This is a genomic window from Mesorhizobium sp. B2-8-1 (assembly GCF_006440955.1).
In the GTDB taxonomy this organism is placed as follows: Bacteria; Pseudomonadota; Alphaproteobacteria; order Rhizobiales; family Rhizobiaceae; genus Mesorhizobium.
In genome coordinates this window covers 427,281-440,313 of the sequence record NZ_VFTX01000003.1, presented here as the reverse complement: position 1 = coordinate 440,313, position 13,033 = coordinate 427,281, and the positions used below count along the sequence as shown (strand labels likewise).

At 65.6% G+C, this 13,033-nt stretch carries 11 protein-coding genes; 1 reads left to right on the top strand and 10 read right to left on the bottom strand.

Annotated elements, in window-relative coordinates; all coding sequences use genetic code 11:
• Nucleotides 1-2: 2 nt before the first annotated feature.
• From lpdA to FJ428_RS10515, 4 genes are all read right to left on the bottom strand, one after another.
• Nucleotides 3-1,400, bottom strand: a complete 1,398-nt coding sequence (gene lpdA / locus FJ428_RS10535) for a dihydrolipoyl dehydrogenase (RefSeq protein ID WP_140662625.1) — start codon at nt 1,398-1,400, stop codon at nt 3-5.
• Between the two features lie 234 nt (nt 1,401-1,634).
• Nucleotides 1,635-3,014 carry a dihydrolipoamide acetyltransferase family protein gene (locus FJ428_RS10525; protein WP_140879393.1) on the bottom strand — a complete coding sequence of 460 codons (1,380 nt, stop codon included), beginning with the start codon at nt 3,012-3,014 and terminating at the stop codon, nt 1,635-1,637.
• Between the two features lie 16 nt (nt 3,015-3,030).
• On the bottom strand, nt 3,031-4,044 hold the full coding sequence (locus tag FJ428_RS10520) for an alpha-ketoacid dehydrogenase subunit beta (protein WP_140879392.1): 1,014 nt from the start codon (nt 4,042-4,044) through the stop codon (nt 3,031-3,033).
• A 3-nt stretch (nt 4,045-4,047) separates the two neighbouring features.
• Nucleotides 4,048-5,280 (bottom strand): 3-methyl-2-oxobutanoate dehydrogenase (2-methylpropanoyl-transferring) subunit alpha, encoded by a 1,233-nt coding sequence (locus FJ428_RS10515; protein WP_140514092.1) that lies wholly within the window; start codon nt 5,278-5,280, stop codon nt 4,048-4,050.
• A 438-nt stretch (nt 5,281-5,718) separates the two neighbouring features.
• Between FJ428_RS10515 and holA the strand changes: the two genes are divergently transcribed.
• Entirely contained in the window at nt 5,719-6,762 is a 1,044-nt protein-coding gene (gene holA / locus FJ428_RS10510; RefSeq protein WP_140524492.1) for a DNA polymerase III subunit delta, read from the top strand.
• A gap of 50 nt (nt 6,763-6,812) precedes the next feature.
• Here the strand turns inward: holA and FJ428_RS10505 are convergent, their stop codons facing one another.
• The 6 genes from FJ428_RS10505 to mnmG form a co-directional block, all read right to left on the bottom strand.
• Nucleotides 6,813-7,601 carry a DUF2182 domain-containing protein gene (locus tag FJ428_RS10505; protein WP_140514094.1) on the bottom strand — a complete coding sequence of 263 codons (789 nt, stop codon included), beginning with the start codon at nt 7,599-7,601 and terminating at the stop codon, nt 6,813-6,815.
• A gap of 34 nt (nt 7,602-7,635) precedes the next feature.
• Nucleotides 7,636-8,262, bottom strand: a complete 627-nt coding sequence (locus FJ428_RS10500; RefSeq protein WP_140491936.1) for a DUF1326 domain-containing protein — start codon at nt 8,260-8,262, stop codon at nt 7,636-7,638.
• A gap of 313 nt (nt 8,263-8,575) precedes the next feature.
• The gene (locus FJ428_RS10495) at nt 8,576-9,463 is read right to left on the bottom strand and encodes a ParB/RepB/Spo0J family partition protein (RefSeq protein WP_140491933.1); all 888 of its coding nucleotides are present in this window, start codon (nt 9,461-9,463) and stop codon (nt 8,576-8,578) included.
• A gap of 55 nt (nt 9,464-9,518) precedes the next feature.
• Nucleotides 9,519-10,319 carry a ParA family protein gene (locus FJ428_RS10490; protein ID WP_140491929.1) on the bottom strand — a complete coding sequence of 267 codons (801 nt, stop codon included), beginning with the start codon at nt 10,317-10,319 and terminating at the stop codon, nt 9,519-9,521.
• Nucleotides 10,320-10,376: 57 nt separating this feature from the next.
• Entirely contained in the window at nt 10,377-11,009 is a 633-nt protein-coding gene (gene rsmG / locus FJ428_RS10485; protein WP_140514096.1) for a 16S rRNA (guanine(527)-N(7))-methyltransferase RsmG, read from the bottom strand.
• Nucleotides 11,006-12,880 (bottom strand): tRNA uridine-5-carboxymethylaminomethyl(34) synthesis enzyme MnmG, encoded by a 1,875-nt coding sequence (gene mnmG / locus FJ428_RS10480; protein WP_140879391.1) that lies wholly within the window; start codon nt 12,878-12,880, stop codon nt 11,006-11,008. The genes rsmG and mnmG overlap by 4 nt, the downstream gene beginning before the upstream one ends.
• Nucleotides 12,881-13,033 lie beyond the last annotated feature (153 nt).

The following is a 13,033-nucleotide window of genomic DNA, read 5'->3' as shown; positions in this document are numbered from 1 at the left end:
CTCTAAATATGCAGCGCGTGTCCCAGCGCCTTCAGGGCCGCTTCCTGGAAGCCTTCGCCCTGTGTCGGATGGGCATGGATGGTGCCGGCGATGTCCTCCAGCCGCGCGCCCATTTCGAGCGCCAGGCCGAAGGCCGTCGACAGTTCCGACACGCTTTGCCCGACCGCCTGGATGCCCAGCACAAGATGATTGTCCGCGCGGGCGACGACGCGGACAAAGCCATCCTCGCCAAGCCTGGTCATCGCGCGGCCATTGGCGGCGAAGGGAAACATCCCGATCTTGATTTCGCCGCCGAGCGCCTTGGCCTCTTCGGGCGACAGGCCGACGGTGACCAGCTCCGGATCGGTGAAGCAGACGGCCGGGATAGCCCGCTTGTCCCAGCTGCGCTTATGGCCGGCGACGATTTCGGCGACCATCTCGCCTTGCGCCATCGCCCGGTGCGCCAGCATCGGCTCGCCGGTGACGTCGCCAATGGCGAAGATGCCGCGCATGGAGGTGCGGCACTGCTCGTCGATGCGGATGAATCGCCCCGCCATGTCGAGGTCGATCTGGTCGAGCCCCCACCCTTCCGTCACCGGCTTGCGGCCGACCGTGACCAGGATCTTGTCGGCGGCGATCCTCGCATCCTTGCCGTCCGGGGTCTCGACCAGCAGCGCATCGCCTTTCGTCGACAGGCCCTTGGCCTTGGCGCCTGGCATCATTTCGATGCCGAGCGCCGCCAGCCGCTTGACCACCGGCCGCGTCAGTTCGGCGTCATACTGCGCCAGCACGCGCGGCAAGGCCTCGACCACGGTCACCGCCGCGCCCATCTTGGCGAAGACAGTGCCGAGCTCCAGGCCGATATAGCCGCCGCCGACCACCGCCAGCCGCTGCGGCACCTCCTTCAGCGCCAGCGCTTCCGTCGACGAGATCACCGGCCCGCCGAACGGCAGGAACGGCAATTCGACCGGCGCCGAGCCGGTGGCGATCACCACCGCTTCGGCGCGGATCACCTGGCTTCCCGTCTCGGTCTCGACCGCGACGGTCTTGCCGTCTCGAAACGTCGCCCAGCCCTGCACGGTCTTCACCCCGGCCTTCTTGAGCAGGCCGGCGACACCGCTGTTAAGCCGACTAACGATGCCGTCCTTCCAGGCGACCGTCTTGCCCAGATCCAGCGCCGGAGCGGCCAACGAAATGCCGAGCGGGCTGTTGCCGCCCGCCATCTGCGCGACCTTCTCGAACTCCTCCGCTGCATGGATCAGCGCCTTGGAGGGAATGCAGCCGACATTGAGACAGGTGCCGCCCGGCTTGCCGGCCTCGACGATGACGGTATCGACGCCGAGCTGCCCGGCACGAATAGCGCAGACATAGCCGCCCGGCCCGGCGCCGATGACCAGCAGCTTGCAGGAGATTTCTTTCATGACGTGACCCTTCGATCCGAGGAAACGCTCCGTCGAGATTCTTCGCGCCCCCCTCTGTCCTGCCGGACATCTCCCCCACGAGGGGGGAGATTGGAGGCTTCGGCGCCTCGCTCAATCCCGCAGCGCTGGTGATTGGCGAAAGCCGGCGTGACATCTGATCTCCCCCCTTGTGCGGGAGATGCCTGGCAAGGCAGAGGGGGGCGCTCTCCCGCCATCATCTCGAATGATCCACCCTCAATCCACGAAAATCAGCGCCGGCGTTTCCAGGAGCGTCTTGATGCGCTGGATGAACACCGCCGCGTCCCAGCCGTCGATGACGCGATGGTCGAAGCTCGACGACAGGTTCATCATCTTGCGCGGGATGAACTGGGTGCCGTCCCATACCGGCCGCACCATCATCTTGTTGACGCCGAGGATCGCCACTTCCGGGTGGTTGATGACCGGCGTCGTCGCCACGCCGCCCATGGCGCCGAGCGAGGTGATGGTTATGGTCGAACCGGAGAGCTCGTCGCGCGTCGCGGTTCCCGACTTGGCCGCCTCGGCCAACCTGGCGACCTCCGCGCCGCATTCCCAGATGTCCAGCGCTTCGGCGTGCTTGACGACGGGCACCACCAGTCCCGACGGCGTCTGCGCGGCGATGCCGATATGGACGCCGCCATGCTGGTGGATGATGCCGGCCTCGTCGTCGAACAGCGCATTGAGGTTGGGCTGGTCCGCGATCGCCCTGACCATCGCGCGCATCAGGAACGGCAGCAGCGTCAGCTTTGGCCTTTCTACCCCCTTGGCCGCCCGCTTCTCCTTGTTGAGCGCGGCGCGCAGATCCTCGAGCGCGGTGACGTCGACCTCCTCGACATAGGTGATGTGCGGGATGCGCGACGCCGCCAGCGTCATCTTCTCGGCGATCTTGCGCCGCAGGCCCACCACCTTGATGTCCTCGACGGCATCGTTGCGGGCGAGGCCGGATGCCTTGGCCATGTGCGGCCCGCGCGCCAGGAACGCCTCGATGTCCTCATGGCCGATGCGGCCGGCCGGGCCGCTTCCCTGGACCTGCCTGAGGTCAATGCCCGCTTCCTTCGCACGCAGCCGCACGGCCGGCGAGGCCAGCGGCCTTTCACCTTGCGCACGCGGCGCGCTGTTGACCTTGGACCTGGCGCCGTCATCCTCGGGCTTGTCCCGAGGATCTACCGACCTTCCGGAACTGGTCGCGTCATATCCCTGTGGGACGGCGGATCCTCGGGACAAGCCCGAGGATGACGGCGACAGATTGGGCGATGACGGCTCCAGGTCCGAGACCGGGCGAGCCCCCGTATCATCGGAGATACTTTCAGCCGTCACTTCCGCCGGCATCGCACCGCCAACGACATTGCCCTCGCCGGCCACCTTCAGCCGCACGATGGGCGAGCCGATCGCCACCGTGTCGCCGATATCGGCGCCCAGCCACAGGATCTCGCCGTCGACGGGGGAAGGGATCTCGACCGTGGCCTTGTCGGTCATCACGGCGGCAAGCATCATGTCCTCGCGCACGATGTCGCCGACCTTGACATGCCATTCGACGAGTTCCGCCTCGGCGACGCCCTCGCCGACATCGGGCAGCTTGATGATGTGTTCGCCCATGTCGGGCCTCCCCGTTCTAGGCTTCCAATGTTTCCGTAAGCGCCCGGCCGACGCGGGCCGGACCGGGGAAATAGTCCCATTCCTGCGCATGCGGATAGGGCGTGTCCCAGCCGGCGACGCGGGCCACCGGTGCCTCCAGATGGTAGAAGCAGTTTTCCTGCACAAGCGCGACCAGCTCCGCTCCGAAGCCGGAGGTCAGCGTCGCCTCGTGCACCACGACGCAGCGTCCGGTCTTCTTCACCGACGCCACGATGGTGTCGAGGTCGAGCGGCAACAGCGTCCTGAGATCGACGATCTCGGCATCGATGCCGGTCTCCTCGGCCGCCGCCTGCGCGACATAGACCATTGTGCCGTACGCCAGCACCGTGACGGCGGAGCCGGCCCGGCGGATCGCGGCCTTGCCGAGCGGCACGATGTAGTGGCCGTCGGCGACCTCGCCCAGCTCGTGCTTCGACCACGGCGTCACCGGACGGTCGTGATGGCCGTCGAACGGACCGTTGTAGAGCCGCTTCGGCTCGAGGAAGATGACCGGGTCGGGATCTTCGATCGCCGCGATCAGCAGTCCCTTGGCGTCATGCGGGTTCGAGGGCACGACAGTCTTCAGCCCCGACACATGGGTGAACAACGCTTCCGGGCTCTGGCTGTGCGTCTGGCCGCCGAATATGCCGCCGCCGGTCGGCATGCGCACCACGATCGGGCAGGTGAAGTCGCCGTTCGAGCGGTAGCGCAGCCTCGCGGCTTCCTGGGTCAGCTGGTCGTAGGCCGGGTACATGTAGTCGGCAAACTGGATCTCCACGCACGGCTTCAGACCATAGGCGGCCATGCCGATGGCCGAGCCGACAATGCCGGATTCATTGATCGGTGCGTCGAAGCAGCGGCTCTTGCCGTATTTCGCCTGCAGGCCTTGCGTGCAGCGGAACACGCCGCCGAAAAAGCCGACATCCTCGCCGAACACCACCACTTTCTCGTCGCGCCCCATCGACACGTCCATCGCGTCGCGAATGGCCTCGATCATGGTCCGCCTCGGCATGGCTCAGACCCCCGCCTGCTGGCGCTGGCGCCGCAGATGCGGCGGCATCTCGGCATAGAGGCCCTCGAACATGTCGCGCGTCGACGGCTTGCCGCCGGCGTGCAGCGTGCCGTGGCTTTCGGCTTCCTTCTGCGCCGCGATCACCGTGTCGAGGATTTCCGCTTCGGCCTGCTTGTGCCGCTCCTCCGACCAGACGCCGAGCCGGATGAGATGGTTCTTCAGCCGAACCACCGGGTCGCCGAGCGGCCAGGCATCGGATTCGGTCTTCGGCCGGTAGGCCGAGGGATCGTCCGAGCTCGAATGCGCGCCGGCGCGGTAGGTGACATATTCGACCAGCGTCGGCCCCAGGTTGCTGCGCGCGCGCTCGGCCGCCCATTTCGCCACGGCGTGGACGGCGAGATAGTCGTTGCCGTCGACGCGCAGCGCCGGGATGCCGAAACCCAGCCCGCGCGCGGCGAAAGTGCCCGCGCCGCCGCGCGCTATGCCTTGAAACGTCGAGATTGCCCACTGGTTGTTGACGACATTGAGCACCACGGGCGCCTTGTAGGTCGAGGCGAACACCAGCGCCGAATGGAAGTCGGATTCCGCCGTCGAGCCGTCGCCGATCCAGGCCGCGGCGATCCTTGAGTCGTTCGAGATCGCCGAGGCCATCGCCCAGCCGACCGCCTGGATATACTGCGTCGCCAGATTGCCCGAGATCGAGAAGAAGCCGTGCTCCTTGGACGAATACATGATGGGCAATTGCCGGCCCTTCAGCGGGTCGGCCTCGTTGGAATAGATCTGGTTCATCATCGTGACCATCGGGTAGCCGTCGGCGATGAGCAGCCCGGCCTGCCGATAGGTCGGGAAATTCATGTCGCCGGGGGCGAGCGCCTTGCGGAAGGCGCAGCTCACCGCCTCTTCGCCCAGATGCTGCATGTAGAAGGAGGTCTTGCCCTGCCGCTGCGCCATCTGCATGCGCGCATCGAAGGTCCTCAGCGTCATCATGTGGCGCAGGCCTTCGAGCAGTTCCTCGTCGGAGAGCAGCCCCGCCCACGGCCCCACCGCCTCGCCGGCGCGGTTCAGCACCCGGATGATCGAGAAGGCCATGTCGCGGATGGCGCGTGGATCGACGTCGATTTCGGGGCGCGGCACCGAGCCGGCGGCGGCGATGGTCACGTTGGAGAAATCAGGCGTGCCGCCCGGCCGCACCTCGGGCTCCGGAACATGGAAGCGCAACATCCCAGCATCGGCCATGACCTTCGTCCTCCATGTCGCCCGGCACCGATATTTGCATATCCGCGCCGCCAGTGCGAATTCACCGGGCAAGCCTCCGGGCATCGGGCCGGCCAAGCCGGCCGATACAGCCTGCCGCGCACCAAGATGAAGATATGTCGGCGAAATTTCTTGTCGATGTTGGGCGGCGCCGCGCAACTAGGCGCAAGGTCGCGTGAGGTTTGTCGCCAGATAAGGTGATTGTTTGGCAAGCTTGGCTGCCGCGCCCACTTCACGCCTGCGGAAGGAGAGGAGAATCGCGGGTCCGCCAAACGTGGCGCCCTTCCTCTCCCCCGTCGATCGGGGGAGAGGTGTCGAGCGCAGCTCGACGGAGTGGGGGTCGATCTTCCCTCGAAGCAGTTCTTCCGAGGTGAACTGGAAAGCGTTCACTCCGCCCCAACATCATGCTAACCACCCTCGATGGCACAGAAGAAAGCATACGAGGTGGATTCCTGGCTCGCGAAGCCGGACCCGCGCATGGCGATCGTCCTGCTTTATGGCCCCGATCGGGGCCTCGTCTCGGAGCGCGCCAAGGCTTTTGCCGCCGCGACCGGCCTGCCGCTCGACGACCCCTTCTCGGTGGTCAGGCTCGACGGCTCCGAAGTCGAGCGCGACGAGGGCCGGCTGCTCGACGAGGCGCGCACCGTGCCGATGTTTTCCGACCGCCGCCTGCTGTGGGTGCGCAATGCCGGCGGCCAGAAGGCGCTGGCCGACGACGTCAAGGCGCTGACGGCGGAGCCCGTACGGGACGCGATCATCCTCATCGAGGCCGGCGATCTCAAGAAGGGCGTCGGGCTGCGCGCCGTCGTCGAGGCGGCCGACAACGCCATGGCGCTGCCCTGCTATGCCGACGAGGCCAGGGACATCGATGCCGTTATCGACGATGAGCTGCGCAAGACCGGCGCGACGATGACGCTTGAGGCAAGACAGGCGCTGCGCCGCAATCTCGGCGGCGACCGGCTGGCCTCGCGCGGCGAGATCGACAAGCTGCTGCTTTATGTCCATGGCCAGAAGGAAATCGGCCTCGACGACGTCAGGGCGATGTCCGGCGACGTTTCCGGCGCGTCCTTCGACGATGCCGTCGACGCGCTTCTCGAAGGCAAGGTCGGCGAGTTCGACACCGCCTTCACCCGCCATTGCCAGGCAGGCGGCCAACCCTTCCTGGTGCTGTCCTCGGCGATGCGGCAGTTTCAGGCGATGCAGTCCATGCGCGGCCAGATGGAGGCCGGCGGCCGCAATGCCGCGTCGGTGGTGGCGGCGGCGCGCCCGCCGGTTTTCTTCTCGCGCCGCAAGCTGGTGGAGAAGGCGCTGGAACGCTGGAGCGTCGAGGCGCTCGGCCGCGCGCTGACCCGGCTGCAGACCGCCGTGCTGCAGACGCGGCGAAGGCCGGACCTGTCGGTGGCGCTGGCAAGGCAGGCGCTGCTCGGGATCGCGGTGGAAAGCGCGAGGCTGGCACAGCGTTAGGCCCTTTCGGCACCGGGCGCCTGCCTCCGTTGGTCAATTCCCTCCTTTGATCAATTCATTGTCATGGCGCCTACCGGCTCAAAGGTCGGCAGCGCCTGTGGAAAGACCAGCACCGCCGCGCCATAGAGCAGCAGAGCGATCCCCGACAGCTTCGCGATCCCATTTCCAGACGGCAGGGTCTTTTCCGCGAATATCAGCAAGGTGACCACGGCCATTGCGGCAACGTTCATGATCCCGAGAGGAAAGAGGGCGAGAAACAAAAGCCAGCAGCAGCCGAGGCAGAAAAGTCCATGCTCCAGGCCCATGCGAACCGCGCCCCAGTAACCATCGCGCCATGAGGTCAGGATGAAGCCGATCGGCGTGCGGCATTTGGCCAGACACAGATCCTTCAGCGGGGAAAGTTGATAGGCGCCCCCAAGCATCAGCAGCGCGCCGCCGAAACGCGCGGCCGTCGCCGTTGACAATCCCACATGCCCGGCGAGCACCTCCGCACCCGCCGCGCCGGCAAAGGCGATAACGCCCATCACGCCCCAGACCAGCATGTACCCGGCCACGAACACCCAGCTCGAAACAAAGGTCTCGCCCCGGCCCCGTTTGCCGGCCTGGACCCGGTGAAATGTCAGGATCATGGGGGCGGCCGTCGGAAACATCATGGCAATCATCATGATCATCCAGACGGCAAGAAACAGCGGCGCCTTCATGCCCATGGTGAGCGAGTACATTTCCATGCGCATGTCCGCGTCCATGCCCGTCTGCTGCCGGATGAGCAAGGTCCATGCCGCCGCCGCGATAGCGATCAGCAGCGCGAGAATGATGTATCGCTGCAACGTCTGCACCATGGACGAAGTACGTCCCGTACTCTGCGGCCAACGGCTACTGCTGGCCGGACCAGTTGATCGGGGCGTAATGTCCGTTCCGGCGGGAATTGTCCCAGCTCATGCCATGGTCGCTGAATGTACTGCCTTCCGCCCCCATCGCCAAGGCGAGCCAGTCGGGATTGACGGGATGGCCAGTGGCCGCCCACATCTGCCCGTCCTCGCGCATCGTCGGCAGCGGCTCGACCGCCATTCGCATGACGCCGGCAATCTCCGCCGACCGCTTCTTGCCGTCTATCCGGTAGCTTATCGGCACCTTCTTGGCGCCGAGATTCGTGCCGATCAAGGGTGCCAGCACCGCCATGGGGCCGCCCGCGACGCCAGTGAAGATGGCGCCTAGCGCCTCTGTCTGCCTGTCATCGGCCCGTTCGTCGATATAGGCGGCGGCCGTCCAGTTGCCGTCTGCCATCGGACCCGGCGTGTGGGCAACCATGGCGACGCTGAGCCCATCCAACCGAACGTCGCCGTAACTGCCCGTATCGATATGAAAGACCAGACCGACGTCGCAAAAACCTTTCGTCGGCCTTGATGTCAGCTGCGCGTTGGTGGACAGCAGGCAAGGACACACGACATCGCAGCTACAGTTTTCGAAGTAACTTCCGGACAATTGCCAACGGACTGCCATTTGCACCTCCCATTTGCGTCAGGCGCGCGTCGGCATATTGCTTTGGCGAGGCGGTGCCATTTCACGCCTGTTGCAGGAATGGCAGATAGCCCTCGCCGCGACTGACCGGCACGCTAGGGCAATGAATTTAAGTCTTGTCTAATAGAGGTTACGCCGTTGCCGGGCACTGTCAAGCCGCGAGCGCGGCTGGCGACAGATACCGATGGCGCTGCTTTTTCGCAATCGCCAGCGCTTCAAACGAAAGGGCTGGCGGACAGCCAGCCCTCGTTTTCCCTGCGTTGTAGCTTCCGCTTTGTTGAAGTTCGCCGGCTAACTACCGCTCTTGTTTCAATCTCCGACACAGCTCGTCAAGCTGCTCCAGCGTCCGGTACGCCACGCGAATCTCGCCGCCTTTGTTCGTGTGGTCGATGGTCACGATCATGCCGAGCGTGCCGGTCATCAGCTTTTCCAGCGCCAGCGTGTCGGCGTCTTTTTCCGGCGCGCTTTTCGCCTGCTTCGGCTTCGCCGGGGTCGGACCGGCCGGCATCTGCGCCAGCGCTTCGGCCTGGCGCACCGAGAGCCCTTCCTCGACGATGCGCTTGGCAAGCCCCGCCGGGTCCTCCGCCGTCACCAGCGTGCGGGCATGGCCCGCCGACAAGGCCCCGTCGACCAGCATGTCGCGGATCACGTCGGGCAGCTTCAGCAGCCGCAGCGTGTTGGCGACATGGCTGCGGCTTTTGCCGATGACCTGGCCGAGATCGGCCTGGGTGTAGCCGTGATCGTCGATGAGCTGCTGATAGCCGAGCGCTTCCTCGACCGGGTTGAGGTCGGCGCGCTGGACGTTCTCGATGATTGCCAGTTCCAGCGCCGTGCGGTCGTTGACCTCGCGCACGATGACCGGGATCTCGGTCAATCCGGCGCGTTGCGCGGCACGCCAGCGCCGCTCGCCGGCGATGATCTCGTAGCGCCCGGCCTGCGACGGCGAAGGCCGCGCCACCACCGGCTGCACCACGCCATGCTCGCGGATCGATTGCGCCAGGTCGGTCAACTCGGCGTCGCCGAAATGCCGGCGCGGGTTTTTCGGATTGGGCGTCAGGAACTCGATCGGCACCTTGCCGTCGGCACTCATCCCAGGCTTCTCCGGCGCGCTCGGACGGTCGATCTCGCCGATCAGCGCTGCCAGCCCGCGGCCCAGTCTCTTTCTCGAAAGGTCTTCGCTCATTTCGGTTCCAGATTGTTTCGGTATCGAATCGGCTTTTGCCATGCGCGGCCGCTTGTTAAGCGGCGCGCAATTTACGCTCGCGGCGGATCACTTCCGACGCAAGCTGCAGATAAGCCTGGCTGCCGGAGCATTTGAGGTCGTAGAGGATCGCCGGTTTGCCGTAGGACGGCGCTTCAGAGACCCGCACATTGCGCGGGATGATGGTCTCGTAGACCTTGTCGCCCATATGCTCGCGCACGTCCTGCACCACCTGGTTGGCGAGGTTGTTGCGGCCGTCATACATGGTCAGCACGATGCCCTGGATGGTGAGATCCGGGTTGATCGAGCGGCGCACCTGCTCGACGGTTTCGAGCAGCTGGCTGAGACCTTCCAGCGCGAAGAACTCGCATTGCAGCGGCACCAGAACGGAATCGGCCGCCGCCATCGAATTCAAGGTCAAGAGATTGAGCGACGGCGGACAGTCGATCAGCACATAGCCAAACCCGGCCGAACGCGCCGATGCGGCGCGCAGGGCGTTGCGCAGCCGCAGCACCCGGTCCGGCGCCGAGGCGATCTCCATCTCGATGCCGAGCAGGTCGAGGGTCGACGGCACGATCGACAGGCCGGGCACCGCCGTCGGGATCGCCGCCTCCTCCAGCTCCAGCTCGCCGGTCAGCACGTCATAGGACGACACCGTGCGGTCCTTGCGGTCGATGCCGAGCCCGGTGCTGGCATTGCCTTGCGGATCGAGGTCGACGATCAGCACCTTCTCGCCGATCGCCGCCAGCGCGGTGGCCAGGTTGATGGCAGTGGTGGTCTTGCCGACACCGCCCTTCTGGTTGGCTACGGTGATGATTCGAGGGCCGTTCTTCATCATGGGTCTATGCCAGGAATTCATTTTGGGTCGCCAACACGGATTCGGACAGGTCTTTGTTCAGACAGGTCGCACATTGGACAGTTCAAGGATGACGCCGCCAGGGTCGGTCATGCTTGGATGTTCTACCAGATCGAAGCTCCAGCGGTTAACGCTTTCTTGCACTTCGGCGCGGTAATCCCGGCCTTTGTGGAACAGCCCGCGCGCGCCTGATGTCAGCCACGGTCCCGCCAGCTCAAGCAAGGTCCAAAGCGGCGCCAGCGCCCGCGCCGTGACGATTTCCGGTGCCGCGACAAGCGCATGGCTGTCATCGATGCGGCGCGCCACGACACGCGCCGGCAGGCCGAACTGGCCGACGACGGCTTGCAGGAATCCCGCTTTCTTGCGATTGCTTTCGACCAGGTCGATGCTGGCGCCGTCACGCTCGGCAAGCAGGAACGCCAGGACCAGTCCCGGAAATCCGCCGCCCGAGCCGATATCGACCCATCGCCGCGCTTTGTCCTCGATTCGCCAGAGCTGCGCGCTGTCCAGTATGTGGCGTTGCCAGACATCGCCGGCCGTCGACTGCGCGACGAGATTGATGCTGCGGTTCCATTTCTGGAACATCCCTTCGAACACCACGAGGCGATCGAATGTTTCACGTGAAACCGGACCGGCGGCGTTGCGCAGGCTCTCCCAGGAGCCAGCGCTCACGCGACGTCCCTTTGCGCGCTCTCGGAATGCCTGATATGAGCGACGATGATGGCCAGCGCCGCCGGCGTCATGCCTTCCATGCGCTGCGCGTCGGCAACCGAACGCGGTCGCCGCGCATGCATCTTCTGCTTCAGCTCGTTCGATAGTCCCGGCACCTCGGCGAAGTCGAGCGACTCGGGGATGAGCCGGCTTTCCTCGTGCCGGATTTGGGCGACGTCGCTCTTCTGGCGATCGAGATAAACCGAATATTTCGCTTCCGTTTCGAGGCGCTCCGCCGTCCTGGCGTCGATCGTCCCGAAATTCCTATCGATTCGGGCCAGCCAAGCCACGTCGACGCCGGGATAGGCGAGCAGTTCATAGGCGGATCTGCGCACGCCGTCGCGATTGACCTCCAGCCCGTGGCGCGCCGCCTCGTTGGGTGTCAGCTTTACGCCGAGCGCCAGCCGGCGCGCTTCGGCGAGGCGCTGCTCCACCTCGCCGAACCGCTGCATCCGCCGGGCTGACGCTATACCCAGCCTTGCAGCCAGCGGCGTTAGCCGCTCGTCGGCATTGTCGGCGCGCAGCGAAAGCCGGAATTCGGCGCGCGAGGTGAACATGCGGTAAGGCTCGCTGATGCCGCGGCTGGTCAGATCGTCGACCATGACGCCGATATAGGCTTCGGTGCGGCTGAGCACGACCTGCTCGCTGCCCGACGCCCGCCTTGCGGCATTGAGGCCCGCCAGCAGACCTTGCGCGGCGGCCTCCTCATAGCCGGTCGTGCCGTTGATCTGCCCGGCTAGAAACAGGCCCCCGACGCGCTTCGTCTCCAAGGTCGGATGAAGCTCGCGCGGGTCGACATGGTCGTATTCGATGGCATAACCGGGCTGCAGCATCACCGCTCGGTCCAGCCCCGGGATGGTCTTCAAGATTTCGAGCTGAACCTCCTCCGGCAGCGAGGTCGAGATGCCGTTGGGATAGACCGTGTCGTCGTCCAGGCCTTCCGGCTCTAGAAAAATCTGGTGGCCTTCGCGGTCGCCGAACTTGACGATCTTGTCTTCGATCGACGGACAGTAGCGCGGCCCGACGCCTTCGATCGAGCCCGAATACATGGCCGAGCGCCCGAGATTGGCGCGGATCAGTTCATGCGTGGCCGCGGTCGTGCGCGTGATGCCGCATTCGATCTGCGGCGTCTCGATGCGGTCGGTCAGCAGCGAGAACGGCACCGGTTCGTCATCCGCCGCCTGGTTTTCCAGCGACGCCCAGTCGATCGTGCGCCCGTCGAGGCGCGGCGGCGTGCCGGTCTTCAGCCGGCCGAGCTTGAAGCCTGCGCGGCTCATCGTCGCCGACAGCCCTAGGCTCGCCTGTTCGTTCATGCGGCCGGCGACAATCTTCTTCTCGCCGATATGGATCAGCCCGCGTAGGAAGGTTCCGGTGGTCAGGACCACCGCGCCGCTGGCAAGGCGCCGGCCATCGGCCAGGAGAACGGCGCGCAGGCATCCCGAATCGTCGATGTCGAAGTCGAGCACCTCGCCCTCGATCACATCGAGACCGCCCTGCTGCCTGACCGCCTCCTGCATGGCGAGCCGGTAAAGTTTCCGGTCGGCCTGGGTGCGCGGGCCGCGCACGGCCGGCCCCTTGCGCCGGTTGAGCAGGCGAAACTGGATGCCGGCGGCATCCGCCACCCGGCCCATCAGTCCGTCCATGGCGTCGATCTCGCGCACCAGATGGCCCTTGCCGAGCCCGCCAATGGCCGGATTGCAGGACATCACGCCGATCGTGTCGAAACGCAGCGTCACCAGCGCTGTCCTGGCGCCCGCACGCGCAGCCGCGCTGGCCGCCTCGCTGCCCGCATGGCCGCCACCCACCACAACCACATCATAGTGATCGGTCATTTCAAAACGCCCTGGATTCGAAGTTTGGTGGAGAGATGTCCCCGCAGCGGGACGGTGTCAAGAAACTTCGCGGGAGTTTCACGTGAAACAGGACGGCGAGCCTCATTGTAGTGTTTCACGTGAGTCACGTGTATCGACCGCCGGCGCCGCCCC